The following is a 24,162-nucleotide window of genomic DNA, read 5'->3' as shown; positions in this document are numbered from 1 at the left end:
GCATTGTGCTGCGTATATTTGGCATGATGTTTGACACCAGCGAAACCGCTATGAGTGTATCTACCGAAAAGTCACAACGGGTTGTTGCGACCGGAGCGCGGTGGATTCGACTGAGCAAGGGTTTGGCAGTGTCAGCGAACGGAGAGCAGATGGATTGGGCGGGCCTTGTGATCCGCGTGCGCGATGATGGCGACAAGGCTGCGTTCGCGGCACTGTTCCGGCATTTCGCGCCGCGCGTGAAGGCGTTCCTGATGAAGTCGGGGGCTGGGGCGGCGCTGGCCGAGGAATGTGCGCAGGACGTGATGGCGACGCTGTGGCAGAAGGCGCATCTGTTTGATCCGGGCCGCGCTTCGGTGGCGACATGGGTCTTTACCATTGCCCGCAACAAACGGATCGACGCCTTGCGCAAATCGCGCCGTGCCGAGCCGGAAGAGTTGGATTGGGGACCGGAGGCAGAGCCTGATCAGGCCGAGGTGCTGGAAGCCCAGCAAGAGACCGAACGGCTGGGCCGGGCCCTGGCCGGACTGCCGGACAAACAACGCGCGCTGATCGAGCGGGCCTTTTACAGCGATTTGTCGCACAGCGAGATTGCCACTGAAACCGGCTTGCCGCTTGGCACGATAAAATCGCGGATCAGACTGGCGCTGGAGAAACTGCGCCATGACCTTGCATGACGACCGCATGACGTGAAGGACGAAGAAGAGAAAATGACGATACGTCACCATTTGTCGGACCAGCTGTTGATGGGATACGCGGCAGGGTCATTGCCCGAAGCGTTCAGCCTGGTTGTCGCAACCCATGTGTCACTGTGCGATGAGTGCAGGGCACGTCTGGCGTCATATGACACGCTGGGCGGCGCGCTGATCGAGGCGCAGGGCCAGGTCACGATGGGCGAAGATGCGCTGGAAGCGGCGCTGGCGCGGATCAGCGGGACGGCGCAGGCCACCCAGCGCGCGCCGCTGCGGGCGGCAGGGATCTTCCCCGCGCCGCTGGCCGATTACATCGGCAGCGATCTTGCGGCGATCAGATGGCAGCCGATCGGCATGGGCGTAAAGCAGGCGATTCTGCCCACCGACCGCGAGGCCACAGCGCGGTTGCTGTACATCCCGGCAGGGGTGGCGGTGCCAGACCATGGCCACCGGGGGGCGGAGCTGACGCTGGTGCTGCAAGGCGCATTTGCCGATGCCAATGACCGGTTCGGGCCGGGAGATGTGGAGATTGCCGACGAGGCGATGCAGCACACGCCGGTGGCGATGGCTGGGATGGATTGCATCTGTCTGGCGGCAACCGATGCGCCGTTGAAGTTTCGTGCGCTGCTGCCACGGCTGGTTCAGGGGCTGTTCCGGATTTGATAACGGGCGTTCCGTTCGGGGCCGGCACCGGGGGGGTTCACACCCCCCGGACCCCCGTGGAGTATTTGGGAAAAGAGCAAGCGCATCCCATTCAGGTGGGCAGCACCGGCAGGATGCGGGTCAGGATGAGCGGGCCGGTAACGGTGACTGCAGTCTTGATCAGGATCAGGTCGTGCAGTGGCATAAGAGTGCCGTCGACTTGGGCAGACCCCAAAGAGAACAGCAGGATAAGGCCGCCTGCAGGCAAGGCTTCGGTGCCATCGATCACCCTGACCTCGGGGCGGGGGAGGTAACGCGGTGTCATCACGTTGAAATCGTCCGAGGGCGCGGTGACGTTGCTGGCGCGGACCGGGACGTCGCCCGGAAAGCTGATCGGGATGAGGGGTTTGGCCTCTAGTTCCAGACCCGCGCCTTGCAAGCGGAAACCCGGGCCAGAGAGGACAGTGAGGTTACGCTCGATACCCGGGAACAGCGAAAAGGGGCCATCTTCGGTGACCACCGCCATCGAGAGGCGCAGTTCCAGCGCGCCGTCGCGATCTTGGCGGTAAAGCTCGGTCGTGGTGCCACGGCCATTGGCCCAAGGTTGGCGGGTGTAGTCGGCAGAGGTCAGGTGGATCATGGTGTGGCCCATGTAACAGGATCCGCGATGGCGAGAGCCGGGCCATAAAACAACCGTTCGGCGATTGCGCTGCGCTTGCACGCGTGATGCCAGAACCACCCGTTGGCGTTATTCTGACCGTGAACCACCGGGATGCGGCGAATGATGGCCGCAGTTGACAGGGGCGGGTCGGACGGGTCAGCTCGACGAGCAGCCCGGTTGGCCATTGACCGATCCGAAGGCGGCCAATCGCTGTTGATCCTGGGCGCGAGGCTGTTCACAAGGCACCGAAGCTTTGCAGGCAGATCGGGCAACGGGATGGCAATGCCAGTGTTCTGCGTTGCTTGAGCAAGACCGGCTGGAGCGTTTCTGCCGATTTGGCAGGCCGACGAGATCATGCGCAGGAAAGCCGCCAAGGGGTCAGCCCTACCTTGCACGGGGCCCTCTGCGGTCATGGTGCTACTCCGCTGCCTGTGGACCGATCATAGGGGCGACGGCGTCGGGGGCGATTTCTTCGAAGTCGAAGTTGTCGAGGCGGCGGGCGCGTTTGCCGGCTTTTTCGGACGAGACCTTGATGTCCTCGATGTCCTTGGCGGCCTGGCCGAAGTGGCGATCAAGGCTTTCGACGCGGGTGCCGAGACGGTCGACATCGGCGTATAGAAGCGCCAGTTCCTTGCGGATCGCCCCCGCCTGTTCGCGCATCCGGGCGTCTTTCAGAACCGCGCGCATGGTGTTGAGGGTGGCCATGCAGGTGGTGGGGGAGACGATCCAGACCTTCACCGCGAAGCCTTCGCGCACGACTTCCGGGAAGTTGGCGTGGAGTTCGGCATAGACCGCTTCGGAGGGCAGGAACATCAGCGCGCCATCGGCGGTTTCGCCTTCGACGATGTAGCGCTCGGCGATGGCGCGGATATGGGCGCGGACGGCGGTGCGCATCTGTTGCGCGGCCTCGACCACGCCACGCGGGGTGTCGGCCCGGCGGATCGCCTCATACGCCTCAAGCGGGAATTTGGCGTCGATCACGATGGGGCCGGGAGGATTGGGCAGGTGGATCAGGCAATCGGCGCGTTTGCCGTTCGAGAGGGTGGCCTGCATCGTGTAGGCGTCCTTCGGCAGGGCCTTTTGCACGATGTCATGCAGCTGGATTTCACCAAACGCGCCCCGGGTCTGCTTGTTCGACAGAATATCCTGCAGGCTGAGGACGTTGCCCGAGAGTTTCTCGATATTCGCCTGCGCCTTGTCGATGGTTTCCAGCCGCTGCTGGAGTTCACCAAGGCTGCGGGCGGTGCGGGTGGAGCTGCCATGCAGGCTTTCGCCCATCGCGCGCTGCACTTCGGCGAGGCGCTGTTCCATCACTTGCAGCATCGCGGTCTGGCTGACGGCTTGTGTTTCAGAGACGTGGTGCAGGCCGCCTGCGAGGCGTTCCTGACCATCGCCAAGCTGCTGCACGCGCGAAGAAAGCCACGACATTTCGCGCATCAAAGGTTCGGCCATGGTGGCCGAACGGCCAGCGGCGCGCAGGATGAGGATCAAGAGCGCGAGGAGGATGATCGCCACCGCGCCGAGGATCAGCGCCTCGGGGTCGTTCCATGCGAAGGTCTGGCCGAAAAGGGTGATCATCTGCGTCCAAAGAGCCGTTCGATATCGTGGAGGGAAAGTTCCACATAGGTGGGGCGGCCGTGGTTGCATTGGCCGGAAAGCGGGGTGGCCTCCATCTCGCGCAGGAGGGCGTTCATTTCCTCGGCGCGCATCTGGCGGCCGGAACGGACGGAGCCATGGCAGGACATGCGCGACAGGATGGCGTCGATGCGGCCTCGCAGGAGGTGGCTGTCGCCGGCGTCTGTCAGTTCATCAAGAATGTCGCGAACCAACGCTTCGGCGCTGACCGGCCCAAGGATGGCGGGGGTTTCGCGGATGGCGATGGCGGTGCCGCCGAACGGTTCAATGGTGAGGCCAAGGCGGGCGAGGTCGGGGGCGGCCTCAAGGATGCGGGCGGCGTCGGTCGGCGAAAGCTCGACAATCTCGGGGATCAGCAGGGCCTGAGCGGTGATGCCGGTGGCGGCCATCTGGGCCTTGAGGCGTTCGTAGACCAGACGTTCGTGGGCGGCGTGCTGATCGACGATGACGATGCCATTGGCTGTCTGCGCGATAATGTAGTTTTCATGGACTTGCGCGCGGGCCGCGCCAAGGGGGCCTTGTGCCTGCGTTTCGGGTTCAATGCGGGCGGAGGGCGCCTCGGCAAAGCCGGGAGCCTGAAAGGCGAAGGCGCGGGCGAGGCTGGACTGGCTGGGGCGGTCCATCTGGTAGATGCGGGTGGATTCGGGGCGCATCGCGGCGAGGGTTTCGGTGCCAACAGTGGTCGAGGCGCGGTGGCCGGCGCCATTGAGCGCGGTGCGCAGCGCGGTGATGATCAGCGAACGCGCCGCCTCGGGTTCACGAAAGCGGACTTCGGCCTTGGCGGGGTGGACGTTCACATCGACGCGCTGGGGATCGACGATCAGGTTCAGCACGGCGGCGGGGTGACGGTCGCGGGACAGGACGTCAAAATAGGCGGCGCGCAGGGCACCGTAGAGCATCCGGTCCAGAACGGGGCGACCATTGACGAACAGGTGCTGCTGGGCGGATGAGCCGCGTGAGTAGGTGGGCAGGGCGGCATAGCCGGTGAGGCGGAGGCCATCGCGTTCAGTATCAATCGGCAAGGCGTTGTCGATGAAATCCGCCCCGATGACGCCGGAAAGGCGGCGGGCAAGGGCATCGGGGGCGATCGGCTGAGCATCAGCGCGGAACAGGATGCGACCTTCGCCACCGTCAGAAACTTCGCGCAGGGTGAAGCCGACGTGCGGTTCGGCCATCGCAAGGCGGCGGATGATTTCTGCCACCGCCTGCACCTCGGCCCGGTCGGAGCGCAGGAACTTGAGGCGCGCGGGGGTGGCGTAGAACAGGTCGCGCAGTTCGACGACGGTGCCGCGAGTGAGGGCGGCGGGGCGGGGTGGAGTGAGGCGGCCAGCATCGCAGGAGATTTGTGCGGCGTCGTGGCCTTGAGCGCGGGAGGTGATGGTCAGGCGGCCAACGGCGCCGAGGCTGGGCAGGGCCTCGCCACGGAAGCCGAAGGAGCGGATGTCGAGCAGGTCTGAGCCATCGATCTTGGACGTGGCATGGCGGGTCAGGGCGAGCGGCAGGTCAGCAGCGGTCATCCCGCAGCCATCGTCGGTGACGCGGATCAGGGTTTTGCCACCATCGGCGATATCGATGGAAATGCGGCTGGCCCCGGCGTCGAGGGCATTTTCAACGAGTTCCTTCACCGCAGAGGCCGGGCGTTCCACAACCTCACCCGCCGCGATACGGTTGATCGCGGCCTCGTCCAGTTGACGGATCACCGGACGGCCTTCGGCGCCCGTTATCTTGGGAGTGTGGAGGGTCATGCCACTATCTGTAGCAGGCTGTGATGAGTCGGGAAAGCGGTAAGGCAGCGCCGGGGCGGGCGTGCGCGCCTTGCTCCTCAGGGGGTGGTCGTCACGCCGGTGGGCTGGCCGACAACCACGAAATGCAGCTGATCAGGCAGGTACAGACGCGCGGCCACACGTTTCACATCGGCCATTGTCACGGCATTCACCTTGTCGTTGCGGGTAACGGCGTAGTCGATGGGCAGGTCTTCCATCTGCATCCCCACAAGAATGTTGGCGATGGGACCGTTTCCGTCAAAGCGCAGGGGGTAGGAGCCGGTGAGGTAGGTTTTGGTGTTGGCAAGCTCCGCCTCGGTGATGCCTTCGCTGGCGATCCTTGCCCATTCGGCGCGGATCACGTCGATCGCTTCGGCGACCTTGTCGTTGGAGGCGGAGAACTGGCCCACCACCAGTTCGGCATGGTCCATCGGCGCGAGGTAGGTGCCCACGCCATAGGTCAGCCCACGCTTTTCCCGGACCTCGGTCATCAGGCGGGCGGAAAAGCGGCCACCGCCAAGAACTTCGTTCAGGATGAAGGCGGCGAAGAAATCAGGATCGTCGCGGGTGATGCCCTGATGGCCAAAATAAACGACAGATTGCGGCGTCGGAAAATCCTCGACCGTAATGCCGGGTTTGAGCAGCCACGGCGCATCCACCGTCTGGGGCGCACCGGTTTCGGGCAGATCGCCCAACAGCGCATCCAGCAGCGCCGACAATTCAGCCGCGGTAATGTCACCGGAGGCCGAGACATAAATCCGGTCCCGAGCCAGCGCGCCCTTGTGGGCGACGACGATATCATCGCGGGTCAGGGCGGTGACGCTTTCAATGGTGCCATCACCGACGCTGGCATAGGGATGATCGCCAAAAGCCAGCCGGTCAAAGATGTTCGGCGCGATGGTTTCAGGGTCTTTTTCATCGGCGCGCAGACCGGAAAGCACCTGTCCGCGCACCCGATCCACCGCGTCCTGATCAAACCGGGGGTTGACCAAAGCTGCGCGCAGCAAGGCCATGGCCTGATCGCGGTTTTCGGTCAGAAAGCGGGCGGAAACGCCGATGGAATCGCTGCTGGCGTTAAAGCTGAACTCGGCGGCAAGGCCATCGCGGGCTTCGGCGAAGGCGCGGCTGTCCAGGTCATCGGCGCCCTCTTCGATCAGGGCGGTCATCAGGTTGGTCGCCCCGCGTTTGCCCGGAGCATCCAGAGAGGTTCCGCCGCGAAACTCAATTTCTAGGGCAGTGAAGGGAATGCCGTGATCCTCGACCAGCCAGGCGGTGATACCACCGGGAGAGGTGACTTTCTGGATCTGCATTTCCGCATGTGCAGGCAGCGCGAAAGCGACGAGAGCGGCGATCAGGCGAAGCGTCATCCGGGGCATCATTCGGAAGCCTCCTTGGCCGGGGCTGCATCGGGGGCTGCATCGGGGCGTGTGAGCCAGCCGGTGACCGCAGTCCTACGGTCGAACACCTTGGCGGCGGCGGCGCGCACGTCGTCGATGGTGACGGCGGCAAGGGCATCATCCCAGCCCTGAACATCGGCAAGGGTCAGCCCGACGCTCAGCTCTTCGCCATACATCCGGGCCAGGCCCTGCACGTCATCCTTGCTGTAGATCACGTGGGCGCGGATCTGGGTCTTGATCCGCTCGAATGCGGCGGGATCGGGTCCGTTCTGCAGAAAACCGGCGATCACTGTATCCATCGCATCTTCGGCGGTCTGCAGCGGGACGTCGGGCAAAGGCACAACGACAAGGCCAAAGGTCGCGTCATCAATGGCTGTGCCGTCGTAGAAGGCGGACGAATACACGGCGATCTGGCTGTCGAATTGCAGGGCGCGGGCAAAGACCGAGGTCTGGCCGCTGCCCCCCAGAAGTTCGGCGAGGATGGTCAGGGCGGCGGCGTCTTTCTGGTTGCCGGGGTCGCGTTCAGGGGCAAGGTAGGTGCGCATCACGTAAGGCTCTGACACCCTCTCATCCGCAAGGCTGAGGCGGCGTTCGGACAGTTGCGGCGGTTCTTGCGGGCGAATGCGGGGGGTAATGCCATCGCTGGGCTGCAGCGGGCCGTAGTGTTTTTCGGCAAGGGCGCGAACCTCATCCGGCGTCACGTCACCGGCAACAATGAGGATCGCGTTGTTGGGCGCGTAGAACCGCTGGTAGTAGGCCAGCGCATCATCGCGGCTAAGCGCCTCCATCTCGTGACGCCAGCCGATGATCGGGGTGCCATAGGGGTGGTTGAGGTACTGCGCGACACGCATCTGTTCGCTGAGCAGCGCGCCGGGGCTGCTGTCGGTGCGTTCGGAGCGTTCTTCGAGGATGACCTGGCGTTCGGTTGCGACGTCGTCTTCGGTCAGGCGCAGGTTGCGCATCCGGTCGGATTCCAGTTGCATCATCAGATTCAGGCGATCTGCGGCGACGCGCTGGAAATAGGCGGTGTAATCCCAAGAGGTGAAGGCGTTGTCATTGCCGCCCTGCGCCTCGACAGTGGCGGAGAATTCACCCGGAGCGACCTTCTCGGTGCCCTGAAACATCAGGTGTTCAAGGAAATGCGCGATGCCGGAATGGCCGCGCGTTTCATCGGCGGAACCCACGCGGTACCAGACCATGTGCACCACAACCGGGGCGCGGTGATATTAGATAACCACCACATCAAGGCCGTTGGCAAGTTGAAAGTTGGTGACGGTTTCGGCGGTGGCGGGAAATGCGAGACTAACGGCAATGGCGGCCAAAAGGCCAGTTCGTCTGAGCATGAAGTCCTCCGCGAATGCACTTGGCATCAAGTTGCAGCTTGCTGGCGGACAATCAAGTCAGGCCACGCGGTTGTTACTCTTCGCCATCCTTGCGGGGCGGGGCGGAGGGGGTCTTGACCCCGACTTTGCGCCAGCGGGCAAGTTCGGCCTGCTGATCAAGCCATTGCTTGCGATAGGCCTTGAAATAGACGTTCACGTTGAACAGCCGTTCCAAAATGCGGCCGTTATTGTCGCGCCGCCATTCGAGATCTTCGTTCGCCAGCGTGGTGCGGATGCCGCTTTCCACGCCAAAGCGCGCGGCATGGGCGTAAATCGCGCTGTCGCTGGCAGGGATGCCACCCGCAGCGCCCGGCTTGCCGCCAAGCGCCACAATCGCCTCGTCAAAGGGCTGCGGATCGGTGCGGTTTGCGCCGCCGACAGTGGGTTCGGGCAGAGTTGCAAGGTCTTCGGGCATAGCCAGCGGTTTGGGCGGAAGGATGCCGAATTCGTCGGGCCCTTGACCGGAGCGCAGGTTCATCAGTTGTGGCATGCCGTCACCACCGCAGCCAACAAGCATAAGCATCGCCGCAACTGCGATTGCCGCCCTGCCCGTTGCTGCCTGCATTACCGCCTCCAAACCGTCTTGCCGAACCGTCTTTGCCCCGTCTTAGCCTAAAGCGATCCGGTCGTCACGGGGTCTTTAGCGCGACTTGCCGCGGGGTTTCCGGACCTTCGCCGGATCGCCAGCAAAGATCACCAGCCCCAGCGCACCCACAAAGATAGCCACATCGGCCACGTTGAAAGCATAAGGATTCTCGATCCCGCAGCAGGACATGTTCAGGAAATCGGCAACCGCGCCATAAACAATCCGGTCGATCACGTTGCCAAGCGCCCCGCCGATCAATAGCCCAGCCGCGACTTGCGCCTTGGCATTGGTCTTTTCGCGGCGAATCCAGATCACCACCCAGGCCGAGATTGCCAGCGCGACCGCGATCAGCACCCAGCGCATCACATCGGTGTTGTTGGCAAACAGGCCGAAATTCACGCCCCGGTTCCAGGCCATCCGGAACACGAGGTAGGGCGGGGCCACGTCGATCTCGCCCCGATTGATGAGGTCGAGCCCCTGCACGATCACCAGTTTGGAGACCTGGTCGATCAGGAAGGTCAGAACTGCGGCGATGCTGAGCTGGCGCATGTCAGTGCCGGAAATGACGTTGGCCGGTGAACACCATGGCAAGGCCAGCGGCATCGGCGGCGGCAATGATTTCGTCATCGCGCATCGACCCGCCGGGCTGGATGATGGCGGTGGCACCCGCCTCAGCTGCTGCAATCAGGCCATCGGCAAAGGGAAAGAACGCGTCAGAAGCGACCACCGCGCCGCGCGTAAGGGGGGCAGACAGGCCCAGCGCTTCGGCCATATCCAGCGCCTTGCGGGCGGCAATGCGGGTGCTGTCGATCCGGCTCATCTGACCCGCACCGATGCCGACGGTGGCGCCGTCCTTGACGTAAACGATGGCGTTGGATTTGACATGCTTGGCCACGGTCCATGCAAACATCAGATCCGCCAGTTCGGCGGCCGAGGGCGCGCGTTTCGTCACCACCTTCAGGTCCGACGTTGCAACATGGCCGGCGTCACGGTCCTGCACCAGAAAGCCACCCGCAACCTGTTTGAAGGCAAGGCCCTTTGACCTTGGGTCCGGCAAGGCGGCGGTGGTCAGCAGGCGGAGGTTCTTCTTGGTGGCGAAGATGGCTTTGGCCGCGTCGCTGGCACCAGGTGCAATGACGACTTCGGTGAAGATCTTCACGATCTCTTCGGCGGTTTCGGCATCAAGCGGCTGATTCAGCGCGATGATTCCACCAAAGGCTGACGTCTGATCGCAGACATACGCGCGCAGGTATGCTTCCTTAAGGGTGGTCGCGCGGGCCACGCCACAGGGATTGGCGTGTTTGATGATGGCGCAGGCCGGGCGGCTGTCGGGGGCAAATTCGGCCACCAGTTCAAAGGCTGCGTCGGTGTCGTTGATGTTGTTGTAGGACAATTCCTTGCCCTGCCACTGGTGCGCGCTTGCCACGCCGGGGCGGCGCGAACCATCGGTGTAAAACGCGGCGGACTGGTGCGGGTTTTCGCCGTAACGCAGGGTCTGGGCCAAGGTGCCCGCAAAGCTACGGTGGCGCGGCGTGGGTTCCTTGATCTCGGCCGCAAGCCAAGTGGCGACGGCGGTGTCATAGGCGGCAGTGCGCGAATAGGCGGTCAACGCCTGCTTTTGGCGAAAGGCAAGGGTGGTGGCCCCGTCATGCGCGCGCAGCTGGTCTTGCAGCGCGGGGTAATCGGCGGGGTCGGTGACCACGGTGACGAAACGGTGGTTCTTCGATGCGGCGCGGATCATTGCCGGGCCGCCGATATCGATATTCTCGATGCAGGTGGTCGCGTCGGCGCCGCGCGCCACGGTTTCCTCGAACGGGTAGAGGTTGACGATGAGCAGGTCGATGGGTTCAATGCCATGCGCGGCCATTGCCACCAGATGCTCGTCATCGTCACGCAGGGCCAGCAGGCCACCATGCACGTTGGGATGTAGCGTCTTGACGCGGCCATCCATCATTTCGGGAAATCCTGTCACCTCGGCCACGTCGCGCACTTTGAGGCCAGCGGCACGCAGCATTCCCGACGTGCCCCCGGTGGAGATGAGTTCGACGCCCAGTGCGGCAAGGGTTCTGGCCAGTTCGATAAGGCCGGTCTTGTCGGACACAGAGATCAGCGCGCGACCGATCGGGACGAGGTTTGGCATATCGGATTCCCTGTGACTCAAGCCAAATCGCGGGACTGTCAGCTTTGCCCGACAGGGTCGTCGCTTTCCAGATCCCGGATGGCCAGCGGAGTATCCTGTGCTTTCGCCAAGGTCCAGCCTATCCGGGTTTCAAAGCCGCGGGCGTGGCCGGCAAGCACGATCTGGGTTGATGGACGCGGCTTCAGACGGCCCTTTTCCAAGTAGACCGAGGGTTGCAGCGACAGTTTCGCCGACCCGCTGTGACGCAGCACCCAGATCTCGCCGCTGCGCAGGGACATGGACACCGCTGTGCCGCCCATATCAAGGGCCGCGTCAACCTCGGGGTGCAGGTGGAAGCGGATGGAAAACGCGGCGCCATCCAGCCGGGTGGCGGTCATCATGTCTTCGAACCGGCGGCGCGCTTCGGTGGTCAGCGCCGTCAGCGCCTCGATACCGATCAACCGGCGCCCGTCTTGCGCCAGCGTCAGCGTGCGGCTGGTGGTCAGGCCGTGGCTGGAAAGCCAGCCATTATGCGCAAGGTAAAGCTCGCTGCCCTCAGCACCGACAGTCATGCGCGAGCCGGTGATCGCGGCCCGGTCAGTCAGTTCGGCCTGCGCGCGGCGGCTGAAGCGCGACGAGGACACCCCGTCAATCGACAGGACGGAATGCGATTGGGTTGCGCGCCCGGCTTGCCGCCACGCCAGCCCGAACGGCGCGCCGGACCCGCAACTGACGATCAGTGCGCGGCGGCCGGACGTCAGTTCGAACGCGGTGGTGGAGGCGTGCGCGGTGGCCACCGCCCGCCCGCCGGGCGGCGCCGAGGCATCGACGATCACCGAGGTGCGCCGCCCGCTAAGCCGCGCAAACCCCATGGCGATGGTCGCGGCACCCGTGGGGCGAACCCCGGCGGACGCCAATGCCTGATCCAGCCGGCCGTCCAGACCTTTGCCCCCACCATGAAAGCGGGCCAGATCGCCATCGGCATGGCGCAGCGCGCGCAGGGCCGGCGCGATCCTTGCAATGGCAGCCGCCACTTCCGGGGGCACCAGCTTTGACGCCTCGCTCAGGGCGCTGGCTGTCCAGGTCAGCAGGGTCAGCACCTCAAGCAATTCTTCGGGGTTGCGGGTGGGAATTCCACCATCGGCGTCGATCTCGGTCTTGCATTCGGCGGCCAGTGCGGCGGCGGCCGGGCCAATCAGCTTTTCCATCCCGATCAGCGAGATCCCGGCGTAGACCAACCCGGTCAGCGCCTCGAACCGGGGCAGGCCGGGGGCGGCGGCCGACCAGCGGCGTGCAAGGAAGGCCGATTGCTGCGAGAGCGAGCGGTAATAGGCGACCGTTTCGGCCTTTTCCTTGCCGCTGAGCAAAAGGGTGGCGTGATGCACCCAGCGGATGATCCGACGCCCGGTAAGATCGGGGGTCCAGCCCGGCCCTGTTCCGGCGGAATAACGGTCGATCCAGCCCCAAGTCCAGTCCTGAGCGCGGGACCGGGCGGCAGGCGTGCCAAAGGCGGCAAGGTCATCAAGCCAGCTGAACCCCTGCGCTTCGGCGTGAAAGGCGGGATCGGGCGCGACAATCTCCCACAGCATCGCGCCGGGCGCTTCGGCCAAGTGGCCGGAAAAAAGGATGTTACCCGCCACCAGCTGCTTGCCACGGGCATAAAGTCCGATGCTACGTGGTTCAGGTTGCGATACAAAGCCTGCAGCAGGCTTCGCCCGCCTTGCGGCAAAGGCTGCGTAGCGGTCCGCAAAACCGGCCCGCAGGCCTGATGCACTGATCTTGCCGCCCAAGTGATCTGCCTCGCTCGAACTGGTTGTCCGGTTGCCCCGGATCATCTGGCGCAAGCATAGCTTGGCCGGATTGTCCTGTCACGCACTTGGTCTGCAACGTCAAAGGGTTGTAACAGCCAGTATCAGCCGCGGTGGGTGATCCGCTCCATGTACTGGGCCAGATGCCGGACCTCTTCCAGCCAGCGGGCCAGAAGGCGCGGATCATGCGGTGCCGCATGCACGCCCACCGGAATTTCGCGATTCAGCACCGCCTCAACGGCAAGCGACACCGGAACCGACACGAGGCGCCCCATCGCAGTGCCGCGCACGTCGCCCCAGGCATCCATCGCCCAGGTCTCATGGTAGACCGGCTTGCCATCGCGTTCCGCCTTGAGCGAGACGAACAGGACAACGCGGTCAGGCTCACCTACTTCATAGGCGTTGGTCTTCCAGAAGTCGGCCGCCATTTCGGCAAGGCGGGCGTCACCTGCCGGGCCCTGCAGGGTTTCAATCTCGGCGAACACCGGGGCCCAGGCATTGGCCCAGCCATTCAACCGGATGGTGCCACGCACGAAATCACGCACCTTCCAGAACGGTTCAAACCGGTAATCCGCCATGAACGGATAGCTGTCGCGGTTGGGATAAACCTCAAACGTTTCATGCACCGGCAGCGGTGCATCATAGCTGGTGATCGCATCCCAAGGCCGCGCAACGCGCAGTTCCGAAAAGTTGCGCAAGCTGCGCGAGGGCGAGCGCAGCGCCTTGAGCACACCCAGCGGCGACCAGCTGAACTTGTAGCGGAAGGCATTGGGGATCTTTGGCACGCCACCGCAGTAGGACGTGAAGCTGAGCACGTTGTCGGCGTGATAGGCGGGCGATGCACGGTAGCGGGCCACCAGATCATGCGCCATCAGATGGTCGATGCCGGGGTCAAGGCCGACCTCGTTCACCGACACCAGTCCCGCATCGCGGAACGCCTGATCCAGATCGCGCATCTCTGGCGCGATGTAGGAGGACGAGACGAAATGCGCGCCTTTGGCAAGGCAGGCCTTTGCGATGGGAACGTGCTGATCGGCGGGCAGCATCGACACTGCCACATCGCCGGGCTGCAGCGCTTCGGTCAGCGCCTCAAGGCTGTAGGCGCGGATGTCGAGGGTCAGATCGCCCACCGCCTCGCGTGCCTTGTCGACCGTGCGGTTCCAGACGGTCACCGAGTGCCCCCCCTGGATCAGCCGCCGCAGGCCGGGGACGGAGGAGAGGCCGGTGCCGCACCAATGGATGTTCATCGCGTGTTTCCTTCAGACAGTAGTGACGTGGCGGGTGAATTCGGCATGGGCGCGGCCCCAGACGCCTGTGTTGAAGCGGGTAAGGGTCAGCAGCGTGGGCAAAAGCTGGGCCGCGTAATCCTCGCTGCTTTCGACGGGCATCAGCGAGGGCAGGTTGTCGATTGCGGTCACGTCCAGCGGGGGGTCTTCGGCCACGCGCAGGGCGGGCGCGTCCCAGTCGGTGGCACGGTCATAGACCTTGATCGGTGAAAAATCCGAGGTGGGATCGCAGGCGATGTCGCCGATCACGGTCAGCTTGCGAGGGTCGGTCTTGGCGCTGGCGGGCACAAAAACCGGGCAGCCCGGGCGCGCCAGGATGCAGTTGAGAAAGATCTCGTGCTGCAGGATTTCGGGGAACGGTCCGCCGGACGCGGTTTCCGCCATGTCCCAGCGGGTGACAGCAACGCCAAGGGCGGTGCACAAATCTGCCGCCCCGGTGCCGACACGACCCAGCGCGCCGATGATGATGGCGCGCGGGCGGGGGTGGCTGCCAAGATCGGCTGCCAGATCGGCCAGAAGCGCCGCTTTGCCGGGGTATTTCCTGACCGGTCCGGCCAGCGCGCCGCGCTGCTGTGCGGCCCAGCATTTCAGGCTAATCGCAGCCCCCGCATAGCCCGCCCAATAGCCGAAAGCAGCCACCCGGCGGCCGTCTTCGCCAACGAGGTATTCCAGGTCATACAGCGTACCGCCCCCGGCCTTGAAGCGTTTCAGCAGGTCACGACCGGCAGGCTGGCCCTTGTAAGCGTGGCCAAACATGATGTGCCGATGCGGCAGCGACGTGCCATCTTCGGGCAGTTCCTTCAGGCCAAAGATGATCGCGTCGGCCGGGGCCTGCGGCCACAGGTTTTCGGCCACGATCTCGCAGCCCGCCGCGCGGTAGCCCTCGATCGGGATGGCGCGCACATGGCTTTGTTCGACGGAAACCCGGATGCCCGCCTTGACCAGCGCCGCCGCACCTTCGGGGGTCAGGCCCACGCGCTCTTCGTTCGGGCGTTGTTCGGCGCGCACCCAGAGATGGGTCATGGTCGGGCGTCCTTTGGTTCGTGATCTTGGTGACAGAGATATCAGAACCACTGGCCGGGAACAGGGGGGCAGGTCCTCTGTGCGCCTTCGCACACATTTACACGCATGAGTGGTCTTTTCATTTCTGCGCACAGCACCATGTTGGGCGCAAGCGGCACCGATGTGCCCCGCAACAGGAGACCACGATGACAACGCGCATTCCCGGATTGCACCATGTGACGGCGATCTCTGGCCCGGCACAGGCAAATGTCGCCTTTTACACCGGCACGCTGAAGCAGCGGCTGGTGAAGAAGACGGTGAACTTTGACGACCCCGGCACCTATCACCTTTACTACGCCGATCCGAAGGGCAGCCCCGGCACAATCCTGACATTCTTTCCCTTTGCCGATGCGGGTCCGGGCCGGGCTGGCCCGGGCATGGCCTCGGCCTATGCCTATGCCGTGCCGAAAGCCGGCTTTGACGCGGTGATGGAGGATCTGGCGTTGAAGGCGGTCAGTTTCTCGCGACCGGACCTGCGCTTTGGCGCGCGGGTAATCACACTGCGCGACCCGGACGGGGCACCGGTTGAGCTGGTTGAAAGCGACAGCGCCACGGATGCCCACGGGTTTCATTCCGTCACGTTGTGGGAACGCGATCCGGCCCGCACGGCACGGCTGTTGACCGATGTGTTCGGCTATGAGGCTGCGGGCAGTGAAACCTCGGCGGGGGTGGAGCGACTGCGCCTGAAGGCCCCGGGGAGTGAGCGCGCCAATATCATCGACATCATCCGGTCGGACGCCGACGTGAAGGGTCGCCCCGGTGCGGGAACCATCCACCACATCGCCTTTCGTGCGCGCACCCAGGATGAGCAGGACGGCTGGATCGACACGCTGGCCACGGCGGGCCACCGCACGACAGATGTGATCGACCGGCAGTATTTCAACGCGATCTACTTTCGTGAACCGGGCGGCGTGTTGTTTGAAATTGCCACAGACCCGCCGGGCTTTGCGGTGGACGAGCCACTGGCGACGATGGGGTCGAAACTGATGCTGCCGCCGCAGTACGAGCCGATGCGCGCCCGGATCGAACAGGTGCTGCCCAAGATCAGGGTCGCGACATGAGGCGGGCAGGTCCTGCATCAGGTGCGCGGGCCGGTATCGTTCTGGCGCATGGCAGGGGCGGAAGTTCCGAGGATATCCTAGGGCTTCTGGCCCATGCCGGGTTGACAGATGTCGCGGCCATAGCGCCAGACGCGCCGGGACAAAGCTGGTGGCCAACCTCGTTTCTGGCCCCGGCAGCCGCGCTTGAACCCTATGCGGCGCGCGGCGTAGCGGCCCTGCTGGACGCTGTGGCAGTGCTGGAGGCTGAAGGTATCCCGCGCAGCGCGATCTGGCTGGGCGGGTTCAGTCAGGGCGCGGGGTTGGCGCTGGAAACCTTTGCCCGCCGGGGTGAAGGGCTTGCCGGGGTGTTTGGCTTTTCGGGAGGGTTGCTTGGGACCGGCGACGCCGAGGGGCCAACGGACGCGGCGCTTTACGGACATGGGCCAAAGCGGTTCGACTATCCCGGCCGCCGCGACGGCGCTCGGGTCTGGGTTTCAGTGCATGAGCGGGATCCGCACATTCCCTTGGCAAGGGTGCAAGAAACCGTGGCGGTCTTAAAGGCCATGGGTGCGGAGGTCAGCCACAAGGTCTATCCGGGTCCGGGCCATACGGTGATGCACGAAGACATCGCTACCTTCCGGCAATTTCTGGGCGGTTGAGGCAATTTGGTCTGGGCGCAATCGGTTTCCTGCGATAACTGCTTGGGCAACCTGCATCGCTAATGGAAGCCAGCATGCTGATTGAACCGACCGCATTGCCCGATGTCTTCATCCTGACCCCCCGCCGGTTTGGCGATGACCGGGGCTGGTTTACCGAGACGTGGAGCGCTGCGCGGATGGCTGAAGCCGGGTTGGACCTGCCTTGGGTGCAAGACAACCATTCGATGTCAGCCGAAGCGGGCACCTTGCGCGGCTTGCATTACCAGGCACCGCCCCGCGCACAGGACAAGCTGGTGCGCTGTAGCCGTGGGGCGATCTTTGATGTGGCGGTGGATTTTCGGGTCGGCTCACCCACCTTCGGCAAATGGGTGGGGGTGGACCTGACGCCTGCAAATGGCCGCCAGTTGTTGGTGCCAAAGGGCTTTCTGCACGGCTTTGTCACCCGCGAGCCGAATACAGAGGTGCAGTACAAATGCACCGACCTGTATTCGCCCGAATATGATGGCGCGGTACGCTGGGATGACCCTGATATCGGCATTGACTGGGGGCTGTCCGGCCTGCCGATCCTTTCGGTCAAGGATCAGGCGGCGGGCCTGTTGCGCGAGGTCCGGTCGCCGTTTGTACGAGGGTTGACGTGAAACTGCTGGTCACCGGCGGGGCCGGGTTCATCGGATCTGCGGTGGTCCGCCTTGCAGTGGCACGCGGGCATGAAGTGGTGAACCTTGACGCGTTGACCTATGCCGCCTGCACGGAAAACGTGGCATCGGTGGCGCAGTCGAACCTGTACAGCTTTGAGCATGCCGATATCCGCGACCGCGCAAGTCTTGACCGGATTTTCGATCTGCACCGCCCCGATGCCGTGATGCACCTTGCGGCAGAAAGCCATGTGGACCGCAGCATCGACGGACCGGCGGATTTCATCGAAACCAACATCACCGGCACCTTCAACATGCTGGAAGCCGCCCGCCGGCATTGGCAGGCGCGGGGCAAGCCCGACACTTTCCGCTTTCACCATATCTCGACCGACGAGGTGTTCGGGTCACTGGGCGATACCGGCCAGTTCACCGAAGACACGCCCTATGCGCCGAACAGCCCCTATTCCGCCTCCAAGGCCGCAAGTGACCATCTGGTGCGGGCATGGGCGGAAACCTACAGTCTGCCGGTGGTGATGACCAACTGTTCCAACAACTACGGGCCGTTCCACTTTCCTGAGAAGCTGATCCCGGTGGTGATCCTGAATGCACTTCATGGCCGGCCGATCCCGGTCTACGGCAAGGGCGAGAATGTGCGCGACTGGCTGTATGTCGAAGACCACGCCGATGCGCTGTTGTGCGTGCTGGAAAAGGGCACTTTGGGGCGCAGCTACAACATCGGCGGCGAGAATGAAGCGCGCAACATCGATATCGTGCGGATGATCTCCGCGCTTTTGGACGAGATGCATCCGGACGGCGCGCCGCATGACCGGCTGATCAGCTTTGTCACCGACCGGCCCGGCCATGACGCGCGCTATGCCATTGATCCGAAACGTATCCGCGATGAGTTGGGCTGGCGCCCCTCGGTCACGCTGGAACAGGGCCTGCGCCGCACTGTGCGCTGGTATCTGGACAACGAGGCGTGGTGGCGACCCCTGCTGGACCGGCAGGGCGTGGGCACGCGGCTGGGGGTAAGAGCCTGATGCTGACGGCGCATCTTCCTTCGGGCTATGTGCTGGCGCGCGCGCTGCCAAAGGGTATTCCCCGGCTGATGCCGGTGGCGCTTGTCGGTGCGGTATTCCCTGATCTGGACATGATCTGGTTTCACTTCGTGGACGACGGCGCGATCCATCATCACCGCTACTGGGTGCATATCCCGGCTTTCTGGCTGGCCATTGCGGTTGTGGCGCTGCCGCTTGCGGCCTGGGCCGGGTGGCTCCGCACGGTGACGGTGTTTTTCGCTGCGATCTTGATGCACCTTCTGCTCGACACGATCAGCGGTGGCGTGATGTGGGGCGCGCCCGCGTCGGGCCACCTGTTCGCGCTGGTCACGGTGCCCGCCGATTACAGCCATTGGATCATCTCGTTCATGTTGCACTGGACCTTTCTGCTGGAACTGGTCGTCTGCGGGACTGCTGCCTTCTTGTGGATCAAACGGAAGGACGCCGCATGAAACTGCTGGTCTTTGGTCAAACCGGGCAGGTTGCGCGGGAACTGATCCGCCGCGCGCCGGTGGGCGTGACGGTGCTGGCGCTGGGCCGCGACCGGGCTGATCTGTCGGACCCGTCGTCCTGCGCCCTGGCAATTGACCGGACCGATGCGGATGCAGTGATCAACGCGGCGGCATGGACGGCTGTCGACAGCGCCGAGACCGCGTTTGCAGAGGCACTTGGGGTGAATGGCGATGCGCCGACCGTGATGGCGCAGGCCGCTGCGGACCGGCGGCTGCCGTTCCTGCACATTTCCACCGACTACGTGTTTGACGGCACAGGCAACCAGCCGTTTCTGCCCGATCATCCAACTGCGCCCTTGGGTGCCTACGGGCGCAGCAAACTGGCCGGAGAGATTGGCGTGCGGGCGGCGGGGGGCAAGCATCTGATCCTTCGGACCTCATGGGTCGTATCAGCGCATGGCACGAACTTTGTGAAAACCATGCTGCGGCTGGGCCGCGAGCGTGAGGCGCTGAACGTGGTGGCAGATCAGATTGGCGGCCCAACCCCGGCAGCGGCGATTGCCGACGCGCTGTTTGCCGCGGCACGGGCGATGGTCGACGGAGCCGGGGGTGGCACGCACCACTTTTCCGGTGCCCCCGATACCAGTTGGGCCGGTTTCGCCCGCGAGATCATGGCGCGGGCCGGTTTGGCCTGTGTGGTCAACGACATACCGTCGTCAGCCTATCCGACACCGGCGAAACGGCCGCTGAACTCGCGTCTCGACTGCACCTCGCTTGAGGTCGCATACGGCATCGCGCGGCCCGACTGGCGGTCTGGTCTGGACGACATTCTGAGGGAGCTCGCATGACACGCAAGGGCATCATTCTGGCCGGCGGCACCGGATCTCGGCTTTGGCCGATCACCATTGGCGTGTCAAAACAACTGCTGCCGATCTACGACAAGCCGATGATCTATTACCCGCTGTCGGTGCTGATGCTGGGCGGGATCCGCGAGATTGCGGTGATCACCACGCCGGATGATCAGCCGCAGTTTCGGCGTCTGATGGGCGATGGCAGCCAGTGGGGGCTGCGCTTGACCTGGATCGTGCAGCCCTCGCCCGACGGTTTGGCGCAAGCTTACCTCCTGGCGAAGGATTTCCTGAACGGCGCGCCTTCTGCCATGGTTCTGGGTGACAACATCTTTTTCGGCCATGGCCTGCCCGAGGTGATGGCGGCCGCCGATGCGCAGACAACCGGCGGCACGGTGTTTGGCTACCGCGTCGCGGACCCCGAGCGCTATGGCGTGGTGGAATTTGACGCGGATGGCAACGTGTCGGCTATCGTTGAAAAGCCCGAGCGCCCGCCGTCGAACTATGCAGTGACCGGTTTGTATTTCCTTGACGGGCGCGCGCCGGAACTTGCGGCCCGGGTAAAGCCCTCGCCGCGCGGCGAGCTGGAGATCGCCGATCTGCTGGAAATCTATCGCGCCGAAGGCACGCTGCGGGTGGAACGCATGGGGCGCGGTTATGCCTGGCTCGACACCGGCACCCAAGGCAGCCTGCTGGACGCGGGCAATTTCGTGCGCACCCTGGAAGAACGGCAGGGCTTGCAGGTCGGTTCGCCCGACGAAATTGCGTTTCGCAACGGCTGGCTTGACGCGGCGGCGCTGGCGGAACGAGCACACCTGTTCAGAAAAAGCGCCTATGGAGCGTACTTGTCGGGGATATCAAAGGAATAGGCGCTGATCAGGCAGCCTTTGGTCGCCGTATCTGCGCTGACGCCTCCAGCACCAGCGGCCGCAGTCCCTGGCCACCGGCATCCACAATTTCGAAGAACTGCCGCCGCATTCTGGGCTCCCAGAAGTCATTGATATGCGAGGCCAGCAGCTCCACCCCCTCGGCATGCGGTTTGGATTCCATGAACAGGGAAATCTGATTGGCCATATGGACCAGCTTCTCAGCCGACATGCGGCACCTCCGTCGTCAAACGATCTGTATGGGTGAAAACTTCGAAACGATCAGGGCGGGCCAGAGCGATCAGGGTGATCCCGGCCTCTTCGGCCAACGTCACGGCATCGGCGGTGGGCGCTGACACCGCAATGATGACCGGCGCGCCCAGCATTGACACCTTTTGCACCATGTCGATAGAGACGCGGCTGGTCAGAACCACGGCGCCCAAAAAGGGGGTAGACTGCGTGCCCGAACGCAGCATGGCCCCGGCCAGCTTGTCCAGCGCGTTGTGCCGGCCGACATCCTCCCGCGCCAGCACGATTGACCCGGCAGTCCAGAAGCCAGCGCAATGCACCGCCCGCGTTGCATCATGCAGGCGTTGCTGGCTTGGCAGGGCCGCGACGGCAGCCATCACTTCGGTTGCAGTCATCCGAAAGCCGCTATGCGCCACCACCGGCACAGAACGAAGCGCCTGATCCAGGCTGTCGATCCCACACAGCCCGCAGCCCACCGGGCCAACCATGCTGCGACGCCGGGCGGTCAGCCGCGCCTCAGCCTCCGATCGCAACCAGATCTGAACGTCATAGCCCTTGGGCAATTCCACAACCTCGACCGACGTGATCTCGTCTGGCTGCGCGATCCCTTCGGTCAGTGCAAAGCCATAGGCGAAATCCACCAGATCCTCTGGCGTCGCCATCATCACGGCCTGCGTGGTGCCATTAAAGCTCAGCGCGACCGCAACCTCCTCGGGCAGCAGCCTTTCCCCCGGTGACACCGAAGAACCAAAGGCCAGCCGAGGGGTTGGCCGCGCCCCTTTCATTCCGCTGCCGGCAGAATGCGACGTGAATTGGCGGCTTGGGCGTTGTAGTCCTGCTGCCATTCGGTCGGTCCGTTTGATGGGCTGATCTGCACCGCTGTCACCTTGTATTCCGGGCAGTTGGTCGCCCAGTCGCTGAAGTCTGTGGTGATCACATTGGCCTGCGTGTCGGGGTGGTGGAACGTCGTGTAAACCACACCGGGGCTGACCCGATCCGTCAACGTCGCGCGCAGGGACGTGTCGCCGGAGCGCGAGGCAAGGCGGACCCAGTCCCCCTCCTTCACGCCGCGCACTTCTGCGTCATGCGGGTGGATTTCCAGCACATCTTCGGCGTGCCAGACCACATTGGCCGTCCGACGCGTCTGCGCGCCGACGTTGTACTGGCTAAGGATTCGCCCGGTGGTCAACAGCAGCGGAAAGCGCGGGCCGGTTTTTTCATCGGTCGCGACATATTCGGTGCGGATGAACTTGCCCTTGCCGCGCACAAAGCCGTCGATATGCATCAGCGGCGTGCCTTCGGGGGCTGCCTCGTTGCAAGGCCACTGGACCGAACCCATCGTCTCCAGTTTTTCATAGCTGACCCCGGCAAAGGACGGCGTCAGGATCGCGATTTCATCCATGATCTGCGACGGATGGGTATAGGTCCAGCCCGCGCCCATGGCGTTCGCGAAGAGCTGTGTCACTTCCCAGTCGGCATAGCCGTTGCGCGGGGCCATCACCTTGCGCACCCGGTTGATGCGGCGTTCGGCGTTTGTGAACGTTCCGTCCTTTTCCAGGAAGGACGATCCGGGAAAGAACACATGCGCGTAGTTCGCCGTCTCGTTCAGGAACAGGTCGTGGACGATCACGCATTCCATCGCGGCAAGACCCGCCGCCACATGCTTGGTATCCGGGTCGGACTGCAGGATGTCTTCGCCCTGGCAGTAGAGGCCCTTGAACGACCCCTCGACCGCGGCATCCAACATGTTGGGGATGCGCAGGCCCGGCTCGTTGTCGATCTTGACACCCCACATATCCTCGAACACCGACCGGACCGCATCGTTCTTGACGTGGCGATAGCCCGGCAATTCGTGTGGGAACGACCCCATGTCGCAGGATCCCTGTACGTTGTTCTGGCCGCGCAGCGGGTTCACACCCACGCCGGGGCGGCCGATATTGCCGGTCAGCATGGCGAGGTTGGCAATGCCAATGACCGTGGTGGAACCCTGGCTGTGCTCCGTGACGCCCAGCCCGTAATAGATCGCGCCATTGCCGCCCAGCGCGTAAAGCCTTGCTGCTGCACGCAATTCCTCAGCCTTGACGCCGGTCAGCAGCTCCGTCGCTTCGGGGGAATGGTTGGGTGCTGAGACGAATTCGGCGTAATCCTGAAACTCGTCCCAATCGCAGCGCTCGCGGATGAAGGCCTCGTTGAACAGACCCTCGGTCACGATGGTATGGGCAATCGCGGTCACAACGGCGACGTTGGTACCGGGACGGAGCGGCAGATGGTGTGCTGCCTTCACATGCGGGCCATCGACCATGTCGATGCGGCGCGGGTCGATCACGATCAGCTTGGCCCCCTGGCGCAGGCGCTTTTTCAACCGGCTGGCAAAGACCGGGTGGCCGTCCGTCGGGTTGGCTCCGAAGACGATGACGACATCGGTCTGTTCCACAGAATCGAAATCCTGCGTGCCGGCAGAGGTGCCGAAGGTCTGCCCGAGGCCATAGCCGGTGGGCGAATGGCAGACCCGCGCGCAGGTATCCGTATTGTTGTTCATAAACACGGCGCGCGTCAGCTTTTGAACCAGATATGCCTCTTCGTTGGTGCAACGGGACGACGTGATCACCCCGACCGAGTGCCGCCCGTATTTTTCCTGAATGCCCTTCATCCGGTTCGCGGCAAATTCCATCGCCTCGGGCCAGGACACTTCCGTCCATGGATCGTTGATGTTGTCGCGGATCATCGGGTTCAGGATGCGGTCTTTGTGACTAGCATAGCCATAGGCAAAGCGACCCTTGACGCAGGAGTGGCCACGGTTGGCCTTGCCGTGCTTGTAGGGCGTCATCCGCACCAACTCGTCGCCGCGCATTTCGGCCTTGAAGCTGCACCCGACGCCACAATAGGCGCAGGTGGTGATGACGGAATGTGACGGGGTGCCGATCTCGATGATCGACTTTTCCTGCAGGGTCGCCGTCGGGCAGGCAGCCACGCACGCGCCGCACGACACGCAGTCCGAGGCGAGCGCATTGTCGGTCTTGGCGCCGAAGGACACCCGGCTGTCAAAGCCGCGGCCTTCGATGGTCAGCGCAAAGGTGCCCTGCACCTCTTCGCAGGCCCGCACACAGCGCGAGCAGACGATGCATTTCTGCGGGTCGTAGCTGAAGTAAGGGTTTGAATCGTCGCGCGGAATATACAGCGGGTTGGCAATGCCCGAGGTGTCCTTGGCGCGGAAATGGGTGTCCACCGCCTCATAGCGCACATCGCGCAGGCCAACTGCACCGGCCATATCCTGCAACTCGCAATCGCCATTGGCCGAACAGGTCAGGCAGTCCAGCGGATGGTC

22 protein-coding genes and 1 pseudogene are annotated in these 24,162 nt (G+C 63.8%); 9 read left to right on the top strand and 14 right to left on the bottom strand.

Annotated elements, in window-relative coordinates; genetic code table 11:
* Positions 1-149: 149 nt before the first annotated feature.
* Together RMO18_RS08545 and RMO18_RS08540 are read left to right on the top strand one after the other, a co-directional pair.
* Entirely contained in the window at positions 150-674 is a 525-nt protein-coding gene (locus tag RMO18_RS08545) for a sigma-70 family RNA polymerase sigma factor (RefSeq protein WP_309665240.1), read from the top strand.
* 33 nt (positions 675-707) lie between these two features.
* On the top strand, positions 708-1,352 hold the full coding sequence (locus tag RMO18_RS08540) for a ChrR family anti-sigma-E factor (protein ID WP_309665238.1): 645 nt from the start codon (positions 708-710) through the stop codon (positions 1,350-1,352).
* Between the two features lie 91 nt (positions 1,353-1,443).
* Here RMO18_RS08540 and RMO18_RS08535 read toward each other — a convergent pair whose 3' ends face one another.
* The 11 genes and pseudogenes from RMO18_RS08535 to RMO18_RS08485 all read right to left on the bottom strand — a co-directional run bounded on the left by RMO18_RS08535 (position 1,444) and on the right by RMO18_RS08485 (position 14,991).
* Complete coding sequence (locus RMO18_RS08535) at positions 1,444-1,983, bottom strand: HutD family protein (protein ID WP_309665236.1); 540 nt, start codon at positions 1,981-1,983, stop codon at positions 1,444-1,446.
* A gap of 426 nt (positions 1,984-2,409) precedes the next feature.
* On the bottom strand, positions 2,410-3,570 hold the full coding sequence (locus RMO18_RS08530; RefSeq protein ID WP_309665235.1) for a DNA recombination protein RmuC: 1,161 nt from the start codon (positions 3,568-3,570) through the stop codon (positions 2,410-2,412).
* Positions 3,567-5,372 carry a DNA mismatch repair endonuclease MutL gene (mutL, locus tag RMO18_RS08525; protein ID WP_309665234.1) on the bottom strand — a complete coding sequence of 602 codons (1,806 nt, stop codon included), beginning with the start codon at positions 5,370-5,372 and terminating at the stop codon, positions 3,567-3,569. The genes RMO18_RS08530 and mutL overlap by 4 nt, the downstream gene beginning before the upstream one ends.
* Positions 5,373-5,449: 77 nt before the next feature.
* Positions 5,450-6,757, bottom strand: coding sequence for a pitrilysin family protein (locus RMO18_RS08520; protein ID WP_309665256.1), 1,308 nt, complete (start codon positions 6,755-6,757; stop codon positions 5,450-5,452).
* A gap of 8 nt (positions 6,758-6,765) precedes the next feature.
* A pseudogene (locus RMO18_RS08515) lies at positions 6,766-8,130 on the bottom strand (M16 family metallopeptidase).
* 73 nt (positions 8,131-8,203) lie between these two features.
* The gene (locus RMO18_RS08510) at positions 8,204-8,734 is read right to left on the bottom strand and encodes a DUF3035 domain-containing protein (RefSeq protein ID WP_309665232.1); all 531 of its coding nucleotides are present in this window, start codon (positions 8,732-8,734) and stop codon (positions 8,204-8,206) included.
* A 75-nt stretch (positions 8,735-8,809) separates the two neighbouring features.
* Positions 8,810-9,304 (bottom strand): signal peptidase II, encoded by a 495-nt coding sequence (gene lspA / locus RMO18_RS08505; protein ID WP_309665231.1) that lies wholly within the window; start codon positions 9,302-9,304, stop codon positions 8,810-8,812.
* A 1-nt stretch (position 9,305) separates the two neighbouring features.
* On the bottom strand, positions 9,306-10,895 hold the full coding sequence (gene purH / locus RMO18_RS08500) for a bifunctional phosphoribosylaminoimidazolecarboxamide formyltransferase/IMP cyclohydrolase (protein WP_309665230.1): 1,590 nt from the start codon (positions 10,893-10,895) through the stop codon (positions 9,306-9,308).
* A gap of 38 nt (positions 10,896-10,933) precedes the next feature.
* Positions 10,934-12,709 carry a heparinase II/III family protein gene (locus RMO18_RS08495; protein WP_309665228.1) on the bottom strand — a complete coding sequence of 592 codons (1,776 nt, stop codon included), beginning with the start codon at positions 12,707-12,709 and terminating at the stop codon, positions 10,934-10,936.
* Between the two features lie 77 nt (positions 12,710-12,786).
* Positions 12,787-13,929, bottom strand: coding sequence for a saccharopine dehydrogenase NADP-binding domain-containing protein (locus RMO18_RS08490; RefSeq protein WP_309665227.1), 1,143 nt, complete (start codon positions 13,927-13,929; stop codon positions 12,787-12,789).
* A gap of 12 nt (positions 13,930-13,941) precedes the next feature.
* A complete protein-coding gene (locus tag RMO18_RS08485) occupies positions 13,942-14,991 on the bottom strand; it encodes a saccharopine dehydrogenase (protein ID WP_309665226.1) in 1,050 nt (349 codons plus the stop codon).
* Between the two features lie 185 nt (positions 14,992-15,176).
* On the opposite strand from RMO18_RS08485, the gene RMO18_RS08480 reads away from it, so the two are divergent.
* From RMO18_RS08480 to rfbA, 7 genes are all read left to right on the top strand, one after another.
* Positions 15,177-16,091 (top strand): ring-cleaving dioxygenase, encoded by a 915-nt coding sequence (locus tag RMO18_RS08480; protein ID WP_309665224.1) that lies wholly within the window; start codon positions 15,177-15,179, stop codon positions 16,089-16,091.
* Positions 16,088-16,729 carry a phospholipase gene (locus tag RMO18_RS08475; protein WP_309665223.1) on the top strand — a complete coding sequence of 214 codons (642 nt, stop codon included), beginning with the start codon at positions 16,088-16,090 and terminating at the stop codon, positions 16,727-16,729. Before RMO18_RS08480 ends, RMO18_RS08475 begins: the two co-directional genes overlap by 4 nt.
* Positions 16,730-16,803: 74 nt before the next feature.
* Positions 16,804-17,367, top strand: a complete 564-nt coding sequence (gene rfbC / locus RMO18_RS08470) for a dTDP-4-dehydrorhamnose 3,5-epimerase (protein ID WP_309665222.1) — start codon at positions 16,804-16,806, stop codon at positions 17,365-17,367.
* Positions 17,364-18,404 carry a dTDP-glucose 4,6-dehydratase gene (gene rfbB, locus RMO18_RS08465; protein ID WP_309665221.1) on the top strand — a complete coding sequence of 347 codons (1,041 nt, stop codon included), beginning with the start codon at positions 17,364-17,366 and terminating at the stop codon, positions 18,402-18,404. The genes rfbC and rfbB overlap by 4 nt, the downstream gene beginning before the upstream one ends.
* Entirely contained in the window at positions 18,404-18,874 is a 471-nt protein-coding gene (locus tag RMO18_RS08460; protein ID WP_309665219.1) for a metal-dependent hydrolase, read from the top strand. Before rfbB ends, RMO18_RS08460 begins: the two co-directional genes overlap by 1 nt.
* On the top strand, positions 18,871-19,722 hold the full coding sequence (rfbD, locus tag RMO18_RS08455; protein WP_309665218.1) for a dTDP-4-dehydrorhamnose reductase: 852 nt from the start codon (positions 18,871-18,873) through the stop codon (positions 19,720-19,722). Before RMO18_RS08460 ends, rfbD begins: the two co-directional genes overlap by 4 nt.
* Positions 19,719-20,591, top strand: coding sequence for a glucose-1-phosphate thymidylyltransferase RfbA (gene rfbA / locus RMO18_RS08450; protein ID WP_309665216.1), 873 nt, complete (start codon positions 19,719-19,721; stop codon positions 20,589-20,591). Before rfbD ends, rfbA begins: the two co-directional genes overlap by 4 nt.
* A 7-nt stretch (positions 20,592-20,598) precedes the next feature.
* Here the strand turns inward: rfbA and RMO18_RS08445 are convergent, their stop codons facing one another.
* The 3 genes from RMO18_RS08445 to fdhF all read right to left on the bottom strand — a co-directional run.
* On the bottom strand, positions 20,599-20,820 hold the full coding sequence (locus RMO18_RS08445; protein WP_309665215.1) for a formate dehydrogenase subunit delta: 222 nt from the start codon (positions 20,818-20,820) through the stop codon (positions 20,599-20,601).
* The gene (fdhD, locus tag RMO18_RS08440) at positions 20,810-21,622 is read right to left on the bottom strand and encodes a formate dehydrogenase accessory sulfurtransferase FdhD (RefSeq protein WP_309665214.1); all 813 of its coding nucleotides are present in this window, start codon (positions 21,620-21,622) and stop codon (positions 20,810-20,812) included. Before fdhD ends, RMO18_RS08445 begins: the two co-directional genes overlap by 11 nt.
* Positions 21,619-24,162 (bottom strand): formate dehydrogenase subunit alpha (fdhF, locus tag RMO18_RS08435; protein ID WP_309665213.1); only part of this gene is annotated, 2,544 nt, incomplete at its 5' end. The genes fdhF and fdhD, both read right to left, overlap by 4 nt.

The organism is Tabrizicola sp., assembly GCF_031377265.1.
Classification (GTDB): domain Bacteria; phylum Pseudomonadota; class Alphaproteobacteria; order Rhodobacterales; family Rhodobacteraceae; genus JAUYQR01.
Note: the sequence above shows the minus strand (reverse complement) of the source record. Positions and strands in the feature narration are given on the sequence as shown.